The 21,370-nt window shown below is 72.8% G+C and carries 22 protein-coding genes; 11 read left to right on the forward strand and 11 right to left on the reverse strand.

The window, feature by feature from the left end:
- Positions 1-80: 80 nt before the first annotated feature.
- A complete protein-coding gene (locus tag ACQUQ1_RS07900) occupies positions 81-1,391 on the forward strand; it encodes an MFS transporter (protein WP_435063737.1) in 1,311 nt (436 codons plus the stop codon).
- 33 nt (positions 1,392-1,424) lie between these two features.
- On the opposite strand, the gene ACQUQ1_RS07905 is transcribed toward ACQUQ1_RS07900, so the two are convergent.
- The 3 genes from ACQUQ1_RS07905 to ACQUQ1_RS07915 all read right to left on the reverse strand — a co-directional run bounded on the left by ACQUQ1_RS07905 (position 1,425) and on the right by ACQUQ1_RS07915 (position 3,278).
- Positions 1,425-1,892, reverse strand: a complete 468-nt coding sequence (locus ACQUQ1_RS07905) for a hypothetical protein (RefSeq protein ID WP_435063738.1) — start codon at positions 1,890-1,892, stop codon at positions 1,425-1,427.
- A 39-nt stretch (positions 1,893-1,931) separates the two neighbouring features.
- Entirely contained in the window at positions 1,932-2,936 is a 1,005-nt protein-coding gene (locus ACQUQ1_RS07910) for an ornithine cyclodeaminase family protein (protein ID WP_435063739.1), read from the reverse strand.
- Between the two features lie 99 nt (positions 2,937-3,035).
- Positions 3,036-3,278, reverse strand: a complete 243-nt coding sequence (locus ACQUQ1_RS07915; RefSeq protein WP_435063740.1) for a hypothetical protein — start codon at positions 3,276-3,278, stop codon at positions 3,036-3,038.
- A 161-nt stretch (positions 3,279-3,439) separates the two neighbouring features.
- Here ACQUQ1_RS07915 and ACQUQ1_RS07920 point away from each other — a divergent pair, with 161 nt between their 5' ends.
- The 3 genes from ACQUQ1_RS07920 (at position 3,440) to ACQUQ1_RS07930 (ending at position 7,000) form a co-directional block, all read left to right on the forward strand.
- Complete coding sequence (locus tag ACQUQ1_RS07920; RefSeq protein WP_435063741.1) at positions 3,440-4,402, forward strand: mechanosensitive ion channel family protein; 963 nt, start codon at positions 3,440-3,442, stop codon at positions 4,400-4,402.
- A gap of 73 nt (positions 4,403-4,475) precedes the next feature.
- Positions 4,476-6,056: a hypothetical protein gene (locus ACQUQ1_RS07925; protein ID WP_435063742.1), complete on the forward strand. Its 1,581-nt coding sequence runs from the start codon at positions 4,476-4,478 to the stop codon at positions 6,054-6,056.
- A gap of 32 nt (positions 6,057-6,088) precedes the next feature.
- Positions 6,089-7,000 (forward strand): DNA-3-methyladenine glycosylase family protein, encoded by a 912-nt coding sequence (locus ACQUQ1_RS07930; RefSeq protein ID WP_435063743.1) that lies wholly within the window; start codon positions 6,089-6,091, stop codon positions 6,998-7,000.
- A gap of 8 nt (positions 7,001-7,008) precedes the next feature.
- On the opposite strand, the gene ACQUQ1_RS07935 is transcribed toward ACQUQ1_RS07930, so the two are convergent.
- Positions 7,009-7,923 (reverse strand): sulfide-dependent adenosine diphosphate thiazole synthase, encoded by a 915-nt coding sequence (locus ACQUQ1_RS07935; protein WP_435063744.1) that lies wholly within the window; start codon positions 7,921-7,923, stop codon positions 7,009-7,011.
- 90 nt (positions 7,924-8,013) lie between these two features.
- On the opposite strand from ACQUQ1_RS07935, the gene ACQUQ1_RS07940 reads away from it, so the two are divergent.
- A complete protein-coding gene (locus tag ACQUQ1_RS07940; RefSeq protein WP_435063745.1) occupies positions 8,014-8,490 on the forward strand; it encodes a DUF555 domain-containing protein in 477 nt (158 codons plus the stop codon).
- 111 nt (positions 8,491-8,601) lie between these two features.
- Here ACQUQ1_RS07940 and ACQUQ1_RS07945 read toward each other — a convergent pair whose 3' ends face one another.
- Positions 8,602-8,841, reverse strand: a complete 240-nt coding sequence (locus tag ACQUQ1_RS07945) for a UPF0058 family protein (protein ID WP_435063746.1) — start codon at positions 8,839-8,841, stop codon at positions 8,602-8,604.
- Positions 8,842-9,099: 258 nt separating this feature from the next.
- On the opposite strand from ACQUQ1_RS07945, the gene ACQUQ1_RS07950 reads away from it, so the two are divergent.
- Positions 9,100-9,504: a translation initiation factor IF-2 subunit beta gene (locus tag ACQUQ1_RS07950; RefSeq protein WP_435063747.1), complete on the forward strand. Its 405-nt coding sequence runs from the start codon at positions 9,100-9,102 to the stop codon at positions 9,502-9,504.
- A 24-nt stretch (positions 9,505-9,528) separates the two neighbouring features.
- Here the strand turns inward: ACQUQ1_RS07950 and ACQUQ1_RS07955 are convergent, their stop codons facing one another.
- Both ACQUQ1_RS07955 and ACQUQ1_RS07960 read right to left on the reverse strand, forming a co-directional pair.
- Positions 9,529-9,708: a hypothetical protein gene (locus ACQUQ1_RS07955; RefSeq protein WP_435063748.1), complete on the reverse strand. Its 180-nt coding sequence runs from the start codon at positions 9,706-9,708 to the stop codon at positions 9,529-9,531.
- A 176-nt stretch (positions 9,709-9,884) separates the two neighbouring features.
- The gene (locus ACQUQ1_RS07960; RefSeq protein ID WP_435063749.1) at positions 9,885-10,892 is read right to left on the reverse strand and encodes a transcription initiation factor IIB; all 1,008 of its coding nucleotides are present in this window, start codon (positions 10,890-10,892) and stop codon (positions 9,885-9,887) included.
- Between the two features lie 432 nt (positions 10,893-11,324).
- Between ACQUQ1_RS07960 and ACQUQ1_RS07965 the strand changes: the two genes are divergently transcribed.
- The 3 genes from ACQUQ1_RS07965 to ACQUQ1_RS07975 all read left to right on the forward strand — a co-directional run bounded on the left by ACQUQ1_RS07965 (position 11,325) and on the right by ACQUQ1_RS07975 (position 14,634).
- On the forward strand, positions 11,325-12,497 hold the full coding sequence (locus ACQUQ1_RS07965) for a thiolase C-terminal domain-containing protein (RefSeq protein ID WP_435063750.1): 1,173 nt from the start codon (positions 11,325-11,327) through the stop codon (positions 12,495-12,497).
- The gene (locus tag ACQUQ1_RS07970) at positions 12,494-14,032 is read left to right on the forward strand and encodes a zinc ribbon domain-containing protein (protein WP_435063751.1); all 1,539 of its coding nucleotides are present in this window, start codon (positions 12,494-12,496) and stop codon (positions 14,030-14,032) included. The genes ACQUQ1_RS07965 and ACQUQ1_RS07970 overlap by 4 nt, the downstream gene beginning before the upstream one ends.
- A 407-nt stretch (positions 14,033-14,439) precedes the next feature.
- On the forward strand, positions 14,440-14,634 hold the full coding sequence (locus ACQUQ1_RS07975) for a cold-shock protein (protein ID WP_435063752.1): 195 nt from the start codon (positions 14,440-14,442) through the stop codon (positions 14,632-14,634).
- A gap of 11 nt (positions 14,635-14,645) precedes the next feature.
- Here ACQUQ1_RS07975 and ACQUQ1_RS07980 read toward each other — a convergent pair whose 3' ends face one another.
- Both ACQUQ1_RS07980 and thrS read right to left on the reverse strand, forming a co-directional pair.
- Positions 14,646-15,008, reverse strand: a complete 363-nt coding sequence (locus ACQUQ1_RS07980; protein WP_435063753.1) for a hypothetical protein — start codon at positions 15,006-15,008, stop codon at positions 14,646-14,648.
- A gap of 342 nt (positions 15,009-15,350) precedes the next feature.
- The gene (gene thrS / locus ACQUQ1_RS07985; protein WP_435063754.1) at positions 15,351-17,285 is read right to left on the reverse strand and encodes a threonine--tRNA ligase; all 1,935 of its coding nucleotides are present in this window, start codon (positions 17,283-17,285) and stop codon (positions 15,351-15,353) included.
- A gap of 188 nt (positions 17,286-17,473) precedes the next feature.
- Here thrS and ACQUQ1_RS07990 point away from each other — a divergent pair, with 188 nt between their 5' ends.
- Positions 17,474-18,739, forward strand: a complete 1,266-nt coding sequence (locus ACQUQ1_RS07990) for a M20 family metallo-hydrolase (protein WP_435063755.1) — start codon at positions 17,474-17,476, stop codon at positions 18,737-18,739.
- A 79-nt stretch (positions 18,740-18,818) separates the two neighbouring features.
- Entirely contained in the window at positions 18,819-19,118 is a 300-nt protein-coding gene (locus ACQUQ1_RS07995) for a DUF4242 domain-containing protein (RefSeq protein WP_435063756.1), read from the forward strand.
- A gap of 122 nt (positions 19,119-19,240) precedes the next feature.
- Here ACQUQ1_RS07995 and ACQUQ1_RS08000 read toward each other — a convergent pair whose 3' ends face one another.
- Together ACQUQ1_RS08000 and ACQUQ1_RS08005 are read right to left on the reverse strand one after the other, a co-directional pair.
- Positions 19,241-20,080 carry a ZIP family metal transporter gene (locus tag ACQUQ1_RS08000; RefSeq protein ID WP_435063757.1) on the reverse strand — a complete coding sequence of 280 codons (840 nt, stop codon included), beginning with the start codon at positions 20,078-20,080 and terminating at the stop codon, positions 19,241-19,243.
- Positions 20,081-20,154: 74 nt separating this feature from the next.
- The gene (locus ACQUQ1_RS08005; protein ID WP_435063758.1) at positions 20,155-21,351 is read right to left on the reverse strand and encodes a mechanosensitive ion channel family protein; all 1,197 of its coding nucleotides are present in this window, start codon (positions 21,349-21,351) and stop codon (positions 20,155-20,157) included.
- Between the last annotated feature and the right edge of the window lie 19 nt (positions 21,352-21,370).

Below are 21,370 nucleotides of genomic sequence, written 5' to 3' on the forward strand. Positions count from 1 at the left end.
CACGGGATCGCGCGTCGACCGCACGGCCTCGCCGCAGTCCGAAGCTACAAGCCGCGGTGTGGCACACACGGCACATACCCATGGCGATCCCCCGCCGGTACCGTCGCCACCTGATGTGGGCGACGCTCGCGTTCGGCTTCCTGTTCGTCAACTTCTTCCGCAACTCCACGGCCGTGCTCGCGGGCGACCTGGCGGCCGTCTTCGACGCGACGGCGGCGGAACTGGGCCTGTTGCACTCGTCGTTCTTCTACGTGTACGCGGCCGCGCAGTTGCCCTCGGGCCTGCTCGTCGACCGCTACGGCCCCCGCCGGGTCGTCTCGGTCGGCCTCGCGGGGATGGCCGTCGGGGTCGCCGGCTTCGCCGCCGCGGGGACGTTCCCCGTGGCCTTCGCCGCGCGCTTCCTCGCGGGCCTGAGCGGGGCGGCCATCTACGTGGCGGTCCTCCGGTTCTGTGCCAACTGGTACGCCCCCGAGGAGTTCGCGACGATGACCGGCTTCACCATCGCCGCCGCCGGGATCGGGGGGATCCTCGCGACGACGCCGCTGGCGGTCGCGGCCGGCGCGACCGGGTGGCGGGCGGTGCTGTACGCCTCCGCCGGCGGCGTCGCCGTCGCCGCGCTCGCGGTCGGCCTGTTCGTCCGCGACCGCCCCGCGAACGCCGCCGACCGCCCCGAGGGCGCCGACTCCGGCGAGGACCCCGACTCCTTCCGGGAGGTGATCGCGGGCGCGCGGCGGGTGCTCGGCGACGGCGACACGTGGCTGATGGGGACCATGCTGTTCCTGATCTTCGGGCTCAACTTCACCGTCGTCGGCCTGTGGGGCGTCCCCTACATCGTCCACGTGTACGACGTCCCGGTGTCGACGGCGTCGACGGCGGTGCTGGCCGCGAACGTCGGCTTCGCGCTCGGGTCGCCCGCCTTCGGCGCGCTCTCGGACTACACCGGCCGCCGGACTGGGGTGATCCTCGGCTCCTGTGTCGCGTTCACGCTCGCGTACGGCGTCGTCTTCCTCACGGTGACGCCGCCGCTGGCGGTCGTGGGGCTGGTCCTGTTCGTCGGCATGGGCATCACCGGCGGCGCCTCCATCGCCTACACCGTCGCCAAGGAGCGCCACGCCGACGACAGCGGCGCAGCCACGGGGACGATCAACGGGATGGCGTACTTCGGGGCGGCCGTCTTCCCCGCGGTGCTCGGCGCCGTCCTCGACGCCTACTGGACCGGCCGCGTCGTCGACGGCGCCCGTGCGTACACCGTGACCGGCTACCGCGTCGCCTTCGGCGTCGTCGTCCTCGGCGGCGTGGTCGCGACCCTCTGTGCGGCGGCGCTCCACGTCCGCGAGCGCCGGCGCGGCCCGGCGACGCCCGAGCCCGGCGCGACCCCGACCGACGACTGAGGGGCGCCGGGGCGCCCGTCCCGGAGCGGCCGTCTAGTCGCGCCCGAGCAGCTCGACCGCCGCGCGCGCCAGGGACGCGAGCGCGAGGACGAGCCCGATGGCCGCGACGACGTAGAGTCCGACCGCGAGGATCTCGTCGCCGGCGTCGGACCCCCGCGAGAGCGACGCGGCCGCGCTCGCGACGACCACCATCGCGAGCGCGACCGTCCCCTCGACCAGGGCGAGCGCGAACCGCGGGCCGGTCGGCCGCCCGCCCCCGTCCGCGTAGTCGATCACGCCGCGGGTCGCGCGGGCGACGAACAGGAGCCAGAGGAGGCCCACCCCGGAGACGGTCGCGAGGATCGCGGTTCCGAGGCGGCGGCCGCCCGGATCCGGCGGCGCGCCCGGGCCGGCGACGGAGACGACGCCGACGGTCGCAGCGAGGAGGGTGACGAGCGCGACCGCGCCCGAGGCGGCGACGAGCGGCGACGCCCTGGCGGCGGCGACGAGGTCTCGGGACACGTCCGAAGCCACCGACGCCCCGTCGTATCAGCCTTCCCCCTACTCGCCGGTGAGCGCCTCGCTGGCGGGCGCGAACTCGATCGTCTCCCCCAGCCCGGCCTCGCGGGCCTTCTCGTACAGCATGTACGCCGCGGCCGTGGTCTCGATGCCGGTGCCCCCGGAGTCGAAGACCGTGATCTCCCCGTCGTCCTCGCGGCCGGGCTCGACGCCCGCGACCACCTCGCCCAGCTCCGCGTGGACGTGGTCCCCGTCGACGACGCCGGCCTCGAGCGCGGAGATGAACGACCCCGCGTCGCCGTCGGGCGCGGCGCGGGCGCGCAGATCCGGGACGTACTTCGCACGCTCGATCGTCGCGTGGTCGAGCTCCCGCTTGTTCCGGTCGTACTGGCCCATGGCGGTGACGTGGGTGCCCGGTTCGAGCAGGTCGCCGTCGAACACCGGCTCGGTCGCGTTCGTCGCCGTGATCACCACGTCGGCGTCCTCGACGGCCGCGGCCGCGCTGGCGACGGCGGCCACGGAGGCGTCGAGTTCGGGGTTCATGTCCCCCGCGAACGCCTCGCGGTGCTCCTTCGTCGGCGAGTACACCCACACCGTCTCCAGGTCCCGGACGGTCGCGGCCGCCTTCAGCTGCCCCCGCGCCTGCGCTCCGGAGCCGACGAGCGCCAGCGAGGTGGCGTCCTCGCGGGCGAGCGCGTCGACGCCGACGGCGCCGGCGGCGCCCGTCTTGAACGGGTTCATCGACGCGCCGTCGAGGAGCGCGAGCGGCTCGCCCGACTCCGCGTCGAACAGCGGCGTCATGAACCACGCGTCGCGCTCGCCGAAGCCGGCCGCGTAGGTGTACCCGCCCATCGCGCCGGTCTCCGGGAGGATCGCTGTGTAGCTGGTCAGAAAGCCCGGCGGGTCGCCGTTCACGAGCTTCGTCCGCGGCTCCGCCGGCGCCCCCTCGCCGACCTGCCGGTAGGCGTCGCGGACGGCGTCGACGTACTCCGCGGGCTCGGCGAGGCCGGCGACCTCGTCGCTGGTAAGGAACAGCGTCTCTGTCATGGCCGTCGGTTCGGCGGGGGACGTGAAAAGCGTGGCCGCGGGACGGCGGCGGCGTGACCGCCGACGGACGCGACCGGGCGGTGCGCTCCCGAAGGGCGTTCAGTCGGCGTTGGGCGGTGCGCCGGGACTCCCGCCGCCGTCGGCGCGGGCCGGCGCGTCCGCGACCATCGGGTCCGTGGAGGGGCCGCGGACGAACATCGCGTGCGCGACGAGACCGGCCGCGACGGCGCCGCCGACGGGGACGGCCGCCTGCATCGACAAGCCCAGCCCCTCGAGCGCGAACGTGGTTCCGAGCAACGCGGCGGGAATGAGGCCGAGGACGTAGTCGTGGTAGCCGGTCATAGACATTTCGTACTATGAATGGGGGTGATATAATTCTTTCTCATAGGTGTACCGTTGATAATCCCGTGGCGACAGCAAACCATCCCATAACTTATGACGGACCGCGGCCGTCCCCCTCCGTCGATGCCAACGGTTTTGCTCCCCCGGGGACAGGTCCGCCCGTGCGACGACCGATCGGCTACGCGTCGGTGGCCGCAGCCCTCGTCGCGGCCGCGGCCGCGGGCGTCGTGCGGGCCACGACGCCGCTTTCGGACCTGGCTGTGCCCGCGCTCGGCGACACGTCACCGGACGCGGCGGCGGCGACGGCGCTGTTGGCCGCGGCGGTGGTGCTGGCGGCCAACGGGGCGTACTTCGTCGTCTACGAGCTCGCCGTCCGGCGGGCGACGAAGCGCCGCGCCCACGACGTGCGCAACGTCCTCCGCCTCTGCTTCGGCGCGCTCGCGCTCGCGGGCGTGCTCGGCGTGCTCACCGACCAGTGGGTCGGCCTCCTCGTCTCGCTGGGGGTCGTCGGCTTCGCGATCACGTTCGCGCTCCAGCAGCCTCTGCTGTCGCTCGTCGGGTGGTTCTACCTCATGCTGAAGCGCCCGTATGCCGTCGGCGACCGCGTCCAGATGGGCGAGGTGAGCGGCGACGTGATCGAGGTGGACTTCTTCGTGACGACGCTGTGGGAGATCAACGGCCCGCTCGTCTCCACGAACCAGCCGTCCGGCCGGGTCGTCACCGTCCCCAACAGCCAGGTGCTCTCCTCTGAGGTGGTGAACTTCGCGGGCGACGGCTTCCCGTACGTCTGGAACGAGCTGTCGGTGCAGGTCGCCTACGAGACGGACCTGGCGTTCGCCCGCGAGCGCATGACCGCCGTCGCCGACGACTACCTCGGCGAGGAGATGGCCGACGGCGTCGGCCGCTACCGGGACCGGCTGGCCGAGACGGCCGTCGAACTGGAGGTCGCGGACGGCCCCTCGGTGAACGTCGTCCAGCGGGAGTCGTGGGTCGACCTCCGCCTGCGCTACCTCGTCCACCACCGCCGGGCGACCCGCGTCCGCAACGACCTCTACGAGCGCGTGCTCGCGGAGTTCACCGAGCACCCGGACCGGGTTGCGTTCCCCGTCGGACGGAACCGCTGAGGGCCGCCCCGCTCGCCCGCCGACGCCGTCCATCCGCCCGCGGACTTTTGCCACTCCGTCCCACACTCCGGGCATGGACACGGGGCGGGTTCTCGGGGCGGTCCGCGGGACGGCCCGGCCGGCCGGCGTCGGCCTCGCGGCGACGCTCGGCGGCGGCCTGCTGTACGTTCCCTCGGGCGTCGCCCAGGGCGCCGGCCCGCAGGCGCCGCTGTCGTACCTCCTCGCCGGGGGCGGCGCCGTCTGCCTCGCCGTCGCCTTCGCCGTGGTCGCCGCCGGCCCGTTCGGCGAGCGCGGCCCGGTGTACGGCGCCGTCGCCCGCGTGTGGGGCTCGCGCCGCCTCGGTGCCCTCGCGGCGTGGGGGGCGCTCGCGGGCTACGTCGCGCTGCTCGCGCTGTTGGCGGAGTGGCTGGGGCGCCTCGCTCCCCTGCCCGAGCGCACCAGCGCGTACGTCACCGGTACGCTCGGGGCACCGACGGGGCTCGCGGCGCTGCTCGGAACCGGCCCCGCCCCCCCGCTGGTGGGCGACGCGCTCGCGGTCGGCTGTTGCCTGCTCGCGCTGGCGGTCCATCTCGCGGGGACGCGTCGGGCGGCCCTCGCGGCCGCGCTCCCCGCCTGGGGGGTCGTCCTCGGCGTCGGCGCGCTCCTCTCGGCGGCGTTCGTCCCCGGCGTCGGCGAGTTCGTGGCGGGCAACTTCGACCCGCTGTACCCGACGTCCGGGCTCCGACGGGCGCCGGTTCGGAGCCTGATCCGGGGCGTCGGGGTCGGGCTGTTCGCGTTCGTCGGTGTCGAGGCCGCCGCCTACGCCGTGGCGGCCGAGCGGTCGGCCGGGTCGGGCGAGTCCGACGGGGAGGACGCGGGATCCGCCCCGGTCGTCGCCGCCGGCGTCGCCGCCGCGCTCGTGACGCTGACGGCGCTCGTCGCGCTCGGGGTCGTCAACTGGGTCCGGCTCAACCTCGCGGACGTTCCCGCCGCCGACGCCATCGGCGCGTACCTCCCGGCCGACCCGACCGCACTGACCGTCGTCGTCTCCGCGGTCGCCGGCCTCGCCGCGCTGGTCGCGCTGGGCGTCCCCGCCGCGCGCACGCTCGCGGGGTTCGCGGAGCTGTATCCCCCGCTCGCCCGTGGGCCCCGGGACCCGCCGGCGATCGCGCTCGTCGCCGTCTACGGCGTCGCCGCCGGGCTGGCGGTCGCGGATCTGGTCGCCCCCGCCCTGTTCGTCGCCGTGCCCGGCCTCGCGGTGTCGTACCTGGCGGTCGCGGCGACGGCCGCCGCCATGCCCTCGCGACGGCCGGACCTCTGGGCCGAGTGCGGGGTCCGACCGGCCGGCCTCCCCGGCCGCCTCGCGTTCGCGGGCGCGCTCGCGGTCGCGGGTACCCTGCTCGGCGTCACGCTCGCGAGCGACCCAGCCACGACCCTCGGGCTGACGCTCCATCGGGTCGCGCTTGCAGTGTTCGAGTTCGAGCTGGTGTCGGACCCGCTGGGGGGCGTCGTCCCGGCCGTCGTCGCCTGGGAACTCCTCGGGCTCGGCCTGCTCGTCGTCCTGCGGGACTACCGCGAGGCCGCGGGCGCGACCCTGCCGCCGCTGGACGGGCGGCCGACGGACGAGGACCGCTCGGGGTCCGGCGACCCCGACGACGTCGCGCCGGAACCGTAACCCGCAACCCCGTGGCGGCCCTGTGTCCGACGATGGAATCCGGGGCGATCCCCCTCGAGTCGGTCGGGCCGTTCGACCTGCAGGCGACCGTCGAGAGCGGCCAGACGTACCTCTGGGACCGCGCCGACGGGAACATGTACGAGCGGATGGCCGCCCACGGGGGCGACCACTGGTACGAGACGGTGGTTCCGCCGATCGACGGCGTGAGCGACGAGCGGGCCGTCGTCCGGGTGCGACAGGTCGACGGCCGCCTGGAGTGGGAGTCCACGACGGACGCGGTGCCGATCCTGACGCACCTGCTGCGCCTGGACGACGACCTCGACGCGATCCTGGCGGCGACGCCCGACCTCCCGCTCCTGCGCCGGGCCTACGAGGAGTACCGCGGGATGCGCCTCGTGCGCGACCCGCCGTTCCCGTGTCTGATCTCGTTCATCTGCTCGGCGCAGATGCGCGTGAGCCGGATCCACGGGATGCAGACGCGGATGGCCGAGTCCTACGGCGACCCCGTCGAGTTCGACGGTCGGACGTACCACGCGTTCCCGACGCCCGGGCAGCTCGCCGAGCGCACCGAGGCGGAGCTGCGCGACCTGTCGCTGGGCTACCGCGCGCCGTACGTGCGGCGGACGGCCGGGATGGTCGCCGACGGCGAGGCCGACCCCGCCGCCGCGCGCGGGATGGCGTACGAGGACGCGCGCGAGTACCTCACCCGGTTCGTCGGCGTCGGCGACAAGGTGGCCGACTGCGTGCTGCTGTTCTCGCTGGGGTTCCTCGAGGCCGTGCCGCTGGACACCTGGATCCGGACCGCCATCGCGGACTACTACCCCGAGTGCGACGCCGGCGGCTACGCCGAGACGAGCCGGGCGATCCGCGAGCGCTTCGGCGGCGAGTACGCGGGGTACGCCCAGACGTACGTGTTCTATTACCTGCGCGCCGGCGGGGAGTAGCCGGGCGCTCAGTCGTCGGCGGGTGCGGGCGCCGAGCCGCCCAGCTCGACCGCCGGGGCGTCGACGCCGAGTTCGTCGAGCGCGACCTCGGCGGCGCGCTTGCCGGAGACGAGCATCGCGCCGAACGTCGGCCCCATCCGGGTGAGGCCGTGGGCCGTCGCCGTCGCCAGTCCCGTCGCGATCAGGCCGTCGTGGACGACGCCGGTCTCCTCGACCACCCTGTCCTCGCTGTCGTTGACCCACATCGAGTCGTGGCCGGGCGCGCCGTACTCGCCGTCGGCGGTCGTGTCCATCCCCGTCTCGTTGTCCGCGGCGTGCGCGATGCCGGGCGCGTCGATCACCCCCCGCTCGTGGAGCTTCGAGACCACGACCGCCTCGTGGCCCGTCGCGTCGATCACGAGGTCGGACTCGACGGCGACGGGGTCGACGCAGGTCAGCTCCCTCGGGAGCGAGTGGACCGGCGTCCAGTTCATCACGACGCCGGCGACGCGGTGGTTCTCCCGCACGACCGCGTCCGTGAACTCCGTCATGTTCTGGATCCGCGCGCCGGTCGAACACGCCGCCTCGATCAGCGCCGACGAGCAGTGCGGCGCGGACGCGACGTGGAGTCCCGGCGTCTCCTCGGACTCCTCGTAGGGGACGTCTCGCTCGTCGAGCACGCGGTGTGCCGGCTCCCGCACGGTCAGCGTGTTCATCAGGAAGCCGCCGAGCCAGAAGCCGCCCCCGAGGTAGTTGTTCTTCTCGACCACGGTCACGTCGACGCCGCGCTCGGCCAGCTCCGTCGCGGCGGTGAGCCCCGAGGGACCGCCGCCGACGACGATCACGTCCGTCTCCGTCCCGTCCATGAACTCGCCGTGCCACGAGTCCGCGATGGCACGGGTTACCCTCGCCTCGTCCGCGTCGGTGAAGCCGTCGAACTCCATGTGAACACCTAGTAATACCACCCACTATTGACCGTTTCTCACCGCGGCGACGGCCGAAGTTTCATGCCGGCGCTCGTGGTACGATCTACCATGGACTGTAGGGTCGTCGTCGAGGCCGCGGTGCCGGTGTACGACGTCGAGACGACCGACGAGGCGGTCCGGATCGCGATCTCGAAGACCGGGGAGATGCTGAACCCGGACCTCAACTACGTCGAGATCTCGATGGGGACGCGCACCTCCCCCGAGGGGGAGGAGCTTCCCCCGGCGTTCGTCGCCGCCGACGAGGCGCTCGTGGCGCTGGAGCTGGAGATGTCGGTGTTCAACGTGGAGCGGGAGGAGCACGCCGCCAGGATCGCCCGCAAGGAGATCGGCCAGCGACTCCGCAACATCCCGCTGAAGGTCCTCAGCGTCGAACAGATCGAGGAGGGCGACGGCCGCCGCGGGGACGGCGACGACGGCGGCGACGGGAACGACGACGACGAAGCCGACCTCCCGCCCGAGGACGAGGAGTCCGACGACGACGGCCTCCTCCCCGAGTTCGAGGAGATGGTCGAGGAGGAGCGCTGACCGGCCGCCGGGTCGACGGCGGCGCCGCTATCGGGCGTTCGCGTGTCGGTCCCGCGCGACGGCGCGGCCGCTACGCCTTCGGTGGACGGTGCGGGGACTACCCCTCAGGATTCAGTCGGCGGAGGCCGCGACGGTCTCGGTCGTCGCCTCCTCCTCCTCCGCGGATGCTGTGATGCCGGACGCCAGTTTGAACACGGCCGCCTTGTGGTCCGTCTTCGATCGGTGGATCGATGTCGGTTTCACGCCGAGGTCCTGGTACTCGGTGAGGTCGAGTTCCGCTCCCCACGCTTCGTACTCGCTGCGTACCTCGCTGAGAAGGCCGTGCAGGTGGATGAGCTCCTGCTTCTTCATGGACGAATCCGGCTTGCAACCCGAGGGTTAAAGACTTATCTTGAGTCTCGTTAGCACGATTCTCGACGGATTTAGGTAATTCGAGTTTACCCCTTGGACGCCTGAAACTATCCGGTCGATAATTTCGGACTAACCGGTTCGAAACGCTCGATCCGCCGGTCGAGACCCCGCCTCGCGCGCACGCCCCGACGTCCGCCCCCGGGCGCGACCGACCGCGGCCGTGAACGTTTTTTGCCGCGCGAGTTCTGACACACGCGCATGGAGTACGACGAGATGCTCGACCGCGCGATCGACGAGACGCCGGACATCGACGAGCGCGGGTCGCGGTTCGAGGTGCCCGACCCGGAGGTGCGTCCGGAGGGGAACGTCACCGTCGTCGAGAACTTCCAGACGCTGGTGGACACGCTCGCGCGCGACGAGTCGGACGTCCTGAAGTTCCTGCAGGACGAGCTCGGGACGGCCGCGCGGATCGACGAGTCGGGCCGGGCGCGGCTCACCGGCGAGTTCAAGCGACGCCGCGTGGCCGACGCCGTCGAGTCCTACACCGAGGGGTACGTCATCTGCTCGGAGTGCGGGCTGCCGGACACGCGGATCGTCGAACAGAGCGGCGCGGAGGTGCTGAAGTGCGACGCCTGCGGCGCCATCACCAGCCTCGGCGAGTGAGGCGGCCGCCGGCGCCGTCGGCGGTCACTCGAACTGCTTGACGGTGTCGAGGTCGCGTTCGGTCCGCATGAACTCCGCGAGCCGCCGGGTCGCGTGACACGACGGACACGAGAAGTTCTCCCGGTGACCCGGGAGGTCGTGGGGACCCTCCTCCCAGTCTTTCGAACACTCGGGGCACAACAGCCGGACGAAGGCCTCGACCATACTCGCCGACGTTGCTCGGCCGGCGCATAAAGGCTTGCGGGCGTTTCGGGGTCGCCGACGGAACCGAACCGGCCGGGTCGCCGGCGCGCGAGCCGTCTGCTCGTCGGCATCGTACTCGGAAAACGGGCGGCCCGCCCGGCGAAGGACCGGACCGCGTCGACCGGGAGCCGGGAGGATCAGGCGCTCGCGCGGTCGGCGCCGCCGCCGGCGTCGCCGACCTCCGAGGCCTCCAGCAGCTCCTTGTAGCGGTTGCGGATCGTCACCTCGCTGACGCCGGCCACGTCGCTGACCTCGCTCTGGGTCAGCGCCTCGTTGGTGAGCAGCGCGGCGGCGTAGACGGCGGCGGCCGCGAGGCCGACCGGGGACTTCCCGCTCGTGACGCCGGTCTTTCCGGCGGTCTTCAGCAGCTCGCGGGCGCGCCACTCGCCCTCGTCCGAGAGGCCGAGGTCGGAGGCGAACCGACCCACGTACTGCGCGGGGTCGGCCGGGGCGACCTCCAGCTTCAGCTCGCGCACCACGTAGCGGTACGTCCGGGTCAGCTCCATCCGGTCGACGCGCGAGACGGCCGTCAGCTCGTCGAGGCTGCGCGGCGTGTTCGCCTGCCGGGCCGCGGCGTAGAGGCTCGCGGAGGCGACGCCCTCGATGGAGCGCCCCGGCAGGAGGTCCTCCGAGAGCGCGCGGCGGTAGATGACGGAGGCGGTCTCGCGGACGTTCTCGGGCAGGCCCAGGGCGCTGGCCATGCGGTCGATCTCGCCGAGCGCCTGCTTGAGGTTGCGCTCCTTGGAGTCGCGCGTGCGGAACCGCTCGTGCCAGGTGCGCAGGCGCTGCATCTGCTGGCGGCGCTCGGCCGAGAGCGCGTTGCCGTAGGCGTCCTTGTTCTGCCAGCCGATGTTGGTCGACAGGCCGTCGTCGTGCATCATCTTCGTGGTGGGGGCGCCGACGCGCGACTTGCTCTCGCCGTCGCGGTCGAACGACCGCCACTCGGGGCCGCGGTCGATGGCGTCCTCCTCGACGACGAGCCCGCAGTCGCGACAGACCGTCTCGCCGTGCTCCTCGTCGGCGACGACGGCGCCGCCGCACTCGGGACACGTGCGCTCGGACTCCCGCTCCTGCTCCTCGGTCCGCTCGTCGGGGGGCTGTTCTCGCTCCGTGTAGGCGCTGATGGTGGTTTCTGACTCGCTCATGGGTACTCCCGGATCGACGGGCGGGCGGAGGGCAAAAATGGCCGCCTGTGCGCGTCGTCCTTACCACTCGTTACGTACAACAGTATATTAAGTCTTTCGCAGGTGTGATTCGACCGTACACAGGCCTATCGAGCCCGGAAACGCCCGTATCGTCGGTCGATCTGTCCGAGATATCGGCGGAGTTTCACAATAAAAATCGTTCGGTTCAGTGAGGGGGGTTCGTCCTCGCGCCGCGGCGCCAGCGGGGGCCTCCCGATTCCGGCGAGGACCGCCCGGGTAATGGACGTTTTCCGAACTCCGTCCGGAATTCGTCCGGGATCCGGTCGGGGTCCGGGAACGCCGTCCGCGGCCGCGGGAACCGCGTCTCGGGTCGCGCCGCCCGGGAGGCTCCGACCGGCAAGACTTACGCTCCCCGCGGAAGCCCTCACGGGCATGACCGACGCCTACCTCGTGGGGGCGGGCCAGTCCTCGTTCGGTTCGTACCCCGAGGAGACGTACCGGACGCTGTTTCGCGAGGCGTACGAGGCGGCCGCACCCCCCGACCTCGATCCCGACGACGTGGACGAGGCGTTCGTGGGCACGCTCGGCGTGGGCGGCAGGCAGATCGGGCTCCCGGGCCCGGCCGTCACCGAACACGTCGGCCTCCACGGCGTCCCCTGCACGCGCGTGGAGAACGCCTGCGCCGCCTCCGGCTACGCGCTCCGGCAGGCCGTCATGGCGGTGGAGTCGGGGATGGCCGACCTCGTGCTCGCGGGCGGCGTCGAGGTGATGACCGACACCGCCGCGGAGGCGACGAAGTACTGGCTCGGCGTCTCCGGCGAGACGGAGTGGGAGCGCATGGCCGGCACCACCTTCGCCGGCGTGTACGCCCAGATGGCCGACGCGTACCTCCGCGAGTACGACGCGCCACGCCGGGCGTTCTCGGAGGTCGCGGCGAAGAACCACGCCAACGGGGCGCTGAACCCGAAGGCCCACCTCGGGTTCGAGTGCTCCGTCGAGGACGCCGAGTCCGCCGACGTCGTCGCCGAGCCGCTCACGCTGTACCACTGCTGCCCGACGACCGACGGCGCCGCCGCCGCGTTCGTCGCGAGCGAGGAGGTCGCGGCCTCCTTCGACGACCGGGTCCGGATCGCCGGCGTCGGCGCCGCCTCCGACCGGGTCGGGCTGTTCCAGCGCGACACCTACACCGCGGTCCCCGCGAGCGAGTCGGCCGGGGAGACGGCATACGACGCCGCCGGCGTCGCCGACCCGCGCGGGGCACTCGACTTCGCGGAGGTGCACGACTGCTTCGCGATCGCCGAGCTGCTCGCCTACGAGGACCTCGGCTTCTGCGGCCGAGGCGACGCCCCCGACCTCGTCGCGGACGGCGTCACGCACGCCGACGGCGACCTCCCGGTGAACACCTCCGGCGGGCTGAAATCGAAGGGCCACCCCATCGGCGCGACCGGCGCCGGGCAGGCGGTCGAGGCGTTCGACCAGCTCACCGGGAACGCGGGGGAACGGCAACTCGACGACCCCGTACGCGGGCTGACGCACAACGTCGGCGGCTCCGGCGGCGCGGCCGTGGTTCACGTGTTCGAGGCCGAGGGGGTGACCGGCGCGTGAGCGCCCCCGATCCCGGGGCGGGAGCGGGACCGTCGGAGGACCGCCCCGACGCGGACGCACGGATCCGCGGCGTCGGCGCGTACGTCCCGACCGCCAGGCTCCCGGCGTCCGAGGTCGCCGACGCGACCGGCCGCTTCCGCGCCCGCGGCGTCGACGCGGTCGCGGTGCCGGCGCCCGACGAGGACGCGCTCACGATGGGCGTCGCCGCCGCCGAACGCGCGCTCGCGGCGGCGGGCGTCGAGACGGGCGCGCTGTCGGGGCTCGCGTTCGCCACGACGACGCCGCCGCTGGCCGAGGAGGACCTGACGCCGCGGCTCGGGGCCGCCCTGGGCGTCCCCGCGGACGCGACGACGCGCTACGCCGGGCGGAGCACGCGGGCCGCCACGCGGGCGCTCAGGGGCGCACGCGACGCCGGGGCGTTCCCGGCGCTGGTCGTCGCCGCCGACGCGCCGCGCGGGGAGCCGAACGCCCCGGAGGGGCACGCCGCCGGCGCCGGCGCGGCGGCGGTCGTCCTGACGGACGACCGCGGCGCGGGCGCGGCCCTCGTCGGCGATGCGGAGGCGGCAGCGGAGTATCCCGGGACCAGGTACCGCCGCCCGGGACGCGAGACCGTCGAGGGCCTCGGCGTCACAACCTACGACCGGGCCGCGTTCGTGCGCCCCGTCGCCGTCGCGGCGGACCTGCTCGCGGCCGACGCCGACGCGCCGGACCCGACGACGGCCGACGCGCTGGCCGTCACGGCGCCGGACGGCGACCTCCCCGCCCGCGCCGCCGGCGGGATCGGACTCGACCCCGATGCCGTCTCGACGCCGGTCCGGACGCTCGGCGACGCGGGCGCGGCCGCGCCGCTGCTGGGGCTCGCCGCGGCCCTACACGCGGGGGCGACCCGGACGCTGCTCGTGGGGTGGGGGAGCGGCGCCGGGGCGGACGCGCTCGTGGTCGAGGGGCTCGCGCCCGTCGAGGGGGGCGGGGACCTCGGCGGCGACGACGCCGACGCGGCGGTCGGCGACGGTGCCGACGGCGGCGGGGAGGTGGGCTACGCGGAGGCGATGCGGCTCCGCGGGCTGACGACGAGCGACGACCCGCCCGCCGGGGGCGGCGCGGCCGTGTCCGTGCCGACGTGGCGGCGGTCGACGCCCGCCCGGTACCGGCTGGAGGCGGGACGGTGTCCGGACTGCGGCGCGCTCGCGTTCCCCCCGGAGGGGGCGTGTCCGGACTGTCACGCCCTCGTCGAGTTCGAGTCGGTCGCGCTGCCGGGGACGGGAACCGTCGAGACGGTCACGGGCGTCTCGCCCGGCGGCGCCCCGCCGGAGTTCGTCAGGCAGGCAGAGCGCGGGGGGGATTACCCGGTCGCGGTCGTCCGGTTCGAGCGCGACGGGGGCGCGGCGAGTCTCCCGATGCAGGTGTGCGAGGCCGACCCGGACGAGGTGGCCGCCGGCGACGCGGTCCGCGCGGCGTTCAGACGGGTCTACGAGCGGGAGGGCGTCGTCAGGTACGGGCGGAAGGCGCGTCCGATCGGCGACGGTTCGAGGTGAGCAGCGGAGGGGAACGGCGTGATCGGCCGGATCCGACCGCGACGCCGGCGCTTCCGGCGTCGCGTCGGGGGAGAGATCAAAAGTGCCCACGGGGGCCACGTCGTACCTGGGGGGGATGAGAGAGGCACACGACGGGACGGCCGTCCGTAGGCGTTCTAGCTGTTAGAGCTATCACCTATCAGCGTTACGGTGCCGGTCGGCCACGCCCGCGCGGTCCCGGCCTCTCCGCCGGGGCGCGTGTGGCGAGGGCCCTGACCGAGGGGATGCGGCACCGGCCGGGCCTCGGCTCCGTCGCGTCGGCGCCGCCGGAACTCGTCCACGACGGTGTGTCGGACCGGGTCCCGTGCCACCGCCACCCACAGATATTTATACCGGAGCCGCCATATCTCAGGTCGAGGTACACGCGAATGGCGACAGGCACGGTTGCATTCTTCAACGACACTGGCGGTTACGGATTCATCGAAACCGAGGACGCGGACGAGGACGTCTTCTTCCACATGGAGGACGTCGGCGGCCCGGACCTCGAGGAAGGACAGGAAGTCGAGTTCGACATCGAGGAGGCCGAGAAAGGTCCGCGAGCGAAGAACCTCCAGCGCCTGTAACGGGGCCGGAGCTACCCGAGGTATCGAACCCGGACCGTCAGCGGTCCGCCGGAGCCGTCGATCTCGACCCGTTCTTGCAGCGAGTCGCGCGCCGCCGAGCGCCAGCGCTCGGCACCCCGACCGGGGAACCGCGGGAAGTCGTCGGGGAGGAACGCGCGCGGTTCGACGTGGACCGGCTCACTCTCCCCGTCGTACTCGCCCTCCGCGCCCTCGACGTGGAGGCGCGCGCGCATCCGTCCGGAGAACGGTGGCGTGACCCGCAACACGGTGTCGCGGCGCCCGCGGTCGCGGGCCTCCAGCGCCGCCAGCACGTCGTCGGTCGTCACCGCGAGCGACCGGATCGCCGCGGGATCGGTGCCGTCCGGCTCGCTCACGCGTCCGTCAGGCGGTCTCCCAGGTCCGCTGTTCGAGCGGCCCCTCGCAGTCGGGACACGTGGCTCGGTACGAGAGGACGCTGACGCTGTGGCCGCACTCGCGACAGACGAAGGAGCGTCCGACCATCGGCCGATCGTTGGCCCGTTTCGGTGTTAAGTGTTACCACGGATTCGCCGGCGTGATATTTGCGGGAGCCGGGTACCGACCGTCCCCGCGTCCGTCCACGACCGCGTCGTCGGGACCCACGGGGGTCGCGCCGCTCCGGGGGCGGAACTCGTCGAAGGATCGGCCGGTCGTCCCCGTACGGGAGCGGGTTCACGGGGAGAACTCCCCGACCGGCGTTACTCGTCGTGGTCGGTCACGAAATCCGGCTTCACGGTCTTCCCGTCGACCTCGCCGCGCAGGTGCTCGACGAACTCGCTCACCTCGACGTCGTTGCGCTCGTTCTCGAAGCGGTCGCGCACCGAGATGGTCTCGGCCTCCTCCTCGTCGCCGCCGACGATCACCATGTAGGGGACGCGGTCGTCGTGGGCCGCGCGGATCTTCCGGCCGACGGTCATGTCGCGGTCCTCGACCTCGACCCGGAACTCCGAGAGCTCGTTCTTCACGCGGTGGGCGTACCCGAGGTTGTCGTCGGAGATGGGGAGGATCCGAACCTGTTCGGGCGCCAGCCAGAACGGGAAGTCGCCGCCGAAGTGCTCGATGAGCACCATGAAGAAGCGCTCGTAGCTCCCGTACAGCGCGCGGTGGATCATCACCGGGCGGTGCTCCTCGTTGTCCTCGCCCGTGTAGGTGAGGTCGAACCGCTCGGGCATGGTGAAATCGAGCTGGACGGTCGGACCGTCCCACGACCGTCCGAGGGCGTCCTCGAACGAGAAGTCGATCTTCGGGCCGTAGAAGGCGCCGTCGCCGGGCTCGATCCCCCACTCCAGCGACGAGGACTCTAGCACCGCCTCCAGTTGCGACTCGGCCTGCTCCCACACCTCGTCACTGCCGACGGACTTCTCCGGGCGCGTCGCCAGGTCGACGGACACGTCCAGATCGAACGTCTCGAGCACCTGCTCGATGCCGTCCATCACCTGTCGGACCTCCGCTTCGATCTGGTCGGGGCGGACGAACAGGTGGCCGTCGTCGATGGTGAACGCCCAGGTGCGCGACAGGCCCGACAGCTCGCCGCGCTGCTCCTTGCGGTACACCTTCCCGTGTTCGGCGTAGCGCACCGGGAGGTCGCGGTACGACCACGAGCCCTGATCGAAGATGGTCGCGTGCCCGGGGCAGTTCATCGGCTTCAGGCCGTACTCCTCGTCGTTCACGTCGAAGAGGAACATGTCGTCCTCGTAGTTCTCGTAGTGGCCCGACTCCTCCCACAGCTCGGTGCGGAACACGTGCGGCGTCTCCACCTTCCCGTAGCCCGCCTCGTCGTTGAGCTCGTCCACGTAGGCCTCGAGCTCGGAGAGGACGGTCTTGCCGGCGGGGTGATACAGCGGGAGCCCGGGGCCGGTGATCGTCGGGATGGAGAACAGGTCCATCTCCCGGGCGATCTTCCGGTGGTCGCGCTCCTCGGCCTCCTCGCGCATCTCCAGGAACTCCTCCAGGTCCGACTCGGACTCGAAGGCCGTGCCGTACACCCTGGTGAGCTGGTCGTTCTCCTCGTCGCCGCGCCAGTAGGCCGACGAGATAGACAGCAGCTTCACCGCGCCGATCTCGCCCGTCGACTCGACGTGAGGGCCCTTGCACAGGTCCCGCCAGTCGTCCTGCTCGTAGAAGGAGACCGCGTCCTCGTCGGCGGCCTCGTCGTCGAGGATCTCGCGTTTGTACTCGTTGTCCTCGTACTCGGCGAACGCCTCCTCGCGCGGGAGCTCGATGCGGCGGATGTCGTAGTCCGCCTCGACGATGTCGCGCATCTCCGCCTCCAGCGCCTCGAAGTCGTCCTCGTCGAGGTCGACGCCGGCGACGTCGTAGTAGAACCCCTCGTCGGTCGGCGGCCCGATCGCCAGCTTCGCCTCCGGGTACAGCCGCTGGAGCGCCTGCGCGAACACGTGGGCCGCCGAGTGGCGCAGGACGCGCAGGTACTCCTCGGACTGATCGGTGACGATCTCGACCCGCGCGCCGTCGTGGACCGGGTCGACCTTGTCGACGAGTTCCCCGTCGACGACGCCGGCGACGGTGTCCGACCCGAGGCCCGGCCCGATCTCGTACGCCACGTCCTCGACGGAGGCACCCTCCGGGACGGACAGCTCCGAGCCGTCCGGCAGGGTGACGACGATGTCGCTCATACGCGACCGGTGCCGGGGCGCGCGAATAAGTCTTGTCGAAGCGTGTGAACGCGTCCGCGTGTGCGGATGAGGCGGGCGGTCTCGTCGTCGTCCGCGCGGTCGTCGCCGTCGTCGGCAGCGACTCGATCCGGCTCGTCGCTCGGCCCGCTTCGGAAAGAGCCAACACCGCGCGAGCCGAACCCGCCCCCGTGACCATCTCAGTCGACGCCGACCGCCTCCGCGACGACATCGAAGCGACCGCCGCCTTCGGGGACATCGACGCCGCGGAGGGTCGCGGCCGGACGGTCCTCGCCGGGACCGAGCCGAATCGCCGGGCGCGCGAGTACCTCGTCGACCGCATGGCGGACGCCGGACTCGACGTGACCGTCGACGCCGTCGGCAACGTCGCCGGGACGTGGGTGCCCGACGGCGTCGACCCGGACGCGGCCCCGGTCGCCGCGGGGAGCCACCTCGACTCGGTGCCCGAGGGCGGCATCTTCGACGGCCCCCTCGGCGTCTACGCGGCGCTGGAGGCGGTCCGCGCGATGCGGGAGGCCGGCGTCTCGCCGGACCGCCCGGTCACGGTCGTCTCGTTCACCGAGGAGGAGGGCCAGCGGTTCGCCGACGGCCTGCTCGGCTCCTCCGTCGCCGCCGGCGAGCGCACGGTCGAGGAGGCGCTCGCGCTGACGGACGACGACGGCGTCTCGCTGGAGGCGGCCTTGGAGGGGATCGGCTTCCGCGGCGAGGGCCGCCTCGACGCCGCCGAGTGGGACGCCTGGTACGAACTCCACGTCGAGCAGGACACGACCCTGGAGGAGGCGGGCGTCCCGGTGGGCGTCGTCACGACCATCACCGGGATCACCCACTGCGAGGTGACGATCCGCGGGGAGGCGAACCACGCCGGCGCCACCCACATGGACGACCGGACCGACGCGCTCGCGGCGGCCGCCGAGCTCGTCCTCGACGTGGAGGCGGCCGCGAACGGCGTCGTCGCCACGTCCAGCGACTCCGCCGTCGGGACGGTCGGCTCGCTGGACGTGTCGCCGAACGCGACGAACGTCGTCCCCGGGCTGGTCGAGGCGGGCGTCGACGTCCGCGACGTCGAGTACGACTCGATGGAGACCGTGGTCGAGGCCGTCCGCGACACCCTCGCCCGGGTCGAGGACGAGCGCGGCGTCGACACCGAGTTCGCCCGCCCGTTCGACCTCCGGCCGACGCCGATGGCCGAGCGCCTGCGCGAGGCCGCCCACCGGGCGGGCGCGGACGCCGGCCTCGACACGCTCGACCTCCACTCGGGGGCCGCCCACGACACGATGCACGTCGCGGACGTGACGGACGCGGCGCTGCTGTTCGCCCCCTCGCGCGACGGCATCAGCCACAACCCCCGCGAGTGGACCGACTGGGACGACTGCGCGGCCGCGACGCGGGTGCTCGCGGGGGCCATCGCGGACGTCGCCGGCGCGGGCGCGGACTAGCCGCCCGGACCCCGCGACCGCCCGCGGCCCCCGATACTGTGAACTGTTAACACGGTTCGGTTCCTAACCGGTGGCAGATATGTCCGACGAGGAACTGGAGGACTTCCTCGTCCTCCGAGAACTGGACGAACCGATCGCAAAACGGGAACTCGACGAGGCGGCCGAGCGGTCCGGCGAGGTCCTCGAGGAACTCCGAGGGGAGGGCGTCGGGATACGGTGGGTGGAATCGGACGTGCTGACGGACGATGAGGGACTGGTCACGGGAACCTTCTGTCACTACCGGGCCGAGAGCGAAGCCGCCGTCCGCGAGCACGCCGAGCGGGCCGGGCTCCCCGTGACGCGTCTCGACCGACGCGGCCGACCGTTAGCGGGCGAGTAGGACCGCCAGCCCGACCGGGCGGCCGTCCGCCGAGGGCGTCGCCACCCCGGGTTCCGACCCCAATCTCCGGCGGTTCGATCCCCCGGTCGCGGGGGTCTCGACGGTGCCGCGGACGCTCCGGCTCACGCCGCGAGCGCGACGTCGAGGTACAGCATCACGACCACGCCGAGCATCGTCCCCAGCGTCGCGACGCGCTCGTGGCCCCGCGAGTGCGTCTCCGGGAGGATCTCGTCGGAGATGACGAACAGCATGCCGCCGGCGGCGAAGCCCATCGCGTACGGGAGCACCGGCGCGGCGATGGCGACGGCGACCGCGCCGATGACGGTGAGGGGGATCTCGACGAGTCCCGAGCGGATGCCGGTGAGCACGGCGTAGGTCCGGCGGTCGAACCCCGCGTTGACCGCGGCGACGGACACCGCCAGCCCCTCGGGGACGTTCTGGAGGCCGATGGCGAGCATGAGCGAGAGGCCGTTGGCGACGTCCCCCGAGCCGAACCCCACGCCGACGGCGAGCCCCTCCGGCATGTTGTGGATGGTGATGGCGACGATGAACAGGATCACCGACGCGACCTTCGCGTCCACGACGGTCTGGTCGGGGCGCGACTGGCCCGTGACGAGGACGTGGACGTGCGGGACCCAGTGGTCCGCCTGGTCGAGCACCAGCACCCCGAGCACGATGCCCGCCAGCACGGGGACCGGCGCGAGCAGGCCCGTCGCGGGCACGCCCGGGACGACGATCTCCGTCAGGTCCACCCCGGGGACGATGAGCGAGGTGAACGACGCCGCGAGCATCACGCCCGCGGCGAACCCGAGGGCGCCGTCGAGCGCCCGCTCGGACGGGTCGCGGACGACCAGCACCAGCAGCGCGCCGACCATGTTCATCCCCGCGATGACGAGCCCGCCCGCCAGCGCCTGCACGACGGGGTTCGTCCCGACGAGGTCGACGAAGAGTCCCTCGAACACGTTCGCCCCACCGACCGGCGGTCATCAAAAGCTACCGGTCGGAGACGGCGGTGGGCGGCGGGACGCGGCGCGAGTCAGTCCTCGGCCGTCGAGGGCGCGGCGAGGTCGCGGGGGTCGCCCCGCCCCTCCGCGATACGGAAGCCGCCGGTCTCCTCGCGCCCGGCGACCTCCCGCTGGGGGTACGGGATCTTGATCCCCGCGTCGTCGAGCGCCGCCTTCACCGCCCGGACGACCGCCGCGGTCGCGAGCGCCCGCCTGGGCGCGCTCGGCCGGTCGATCCAGAACCGACACTCCAGCACGACCGCCGAGTCGCCGAGCGACTTCGGCACCACCTGCGGCGGTGGGTTGTCCTCGATCTCGCTCACGTCCGCCAGCGCGTCGCTCACGACCGCCTCCGCGGTCGCGAGGTCGGCGTCGTAATCGACGCCCACGTCCGTCGACAGCCGGAGCTGGCCGAGCCGCGTCCGGTTCGAGACGGTGGCGTTGGCCACTCGCTCGTTCGGGATCACGACCACCTCGCCGCCGGCGGTTCGGATGCGCGTGTTGATGACGGTGATGTCGGCGACGATCCCCTCCTCGCCGTCGATCTCGACCCAGTCGCCCAGCTCGAACGGGCGGGAGAACATGAGCACGAACCCGGCGATGAGCGAGCCGATCGTCGTGCGCGCGGCGGTGCCGACGACGATGCCGAGGAAGCCGGCGCCCACGAGCAGGCCCCCGAGGTTCACGCCCCAGACGGTGAGTCCCCCGACGAGCGCCGCCACCAGCACGGACACCTGGAGCACGCGGAAGACGATCCCCTTCTGGTGCTGGTTGATCGCCTCCGACTCGGCGGCGTAGTCGTCGAGTCGGGACTCCAGCACGTCGATGGCGACGAGCGCGGCGCCGACGAGCCCGACCGACACGAGCAGCCGGAGGATCCGCGGCACCGCCGCCGCCATCGCGTCGACCGCCGCCAGCGCGACGGCCACGTACCCCCACACGACGAGGGTCGCGAGGCCGGCGCCGAGCAGCACCGCGAACTGGAGCGTCCGCACGACGGCCGCGACCGGCAGGCGCCAGTCGGACTCGGACACCTCGACGGGCACCCGCTCGTCCCCGAGCACCCGGTCGCGGACGACCCGGTGGACGACGCGGACCGTCCGCGGCGCCAACAGGAGGGCGGTGACCGCCGCGGCCGTCACCAGGACGACGGTCGCCGCAACGCGCGCCTCCACGGTGACGAACCCCTCCAGGGTCTCTCTGAGCGAGGCGAGGAAGGCGAACTGCATACGACCGAGAGATAACAGG

The sequence above is a fragment of the Halobaculum sp. EA56 genome, from assembly GCF_051195075.1.
Lineage (GTDB): Archaea > Halobacteriota > Halobacteria > Halobacteriales > Haloferacaceae > Halobaculum.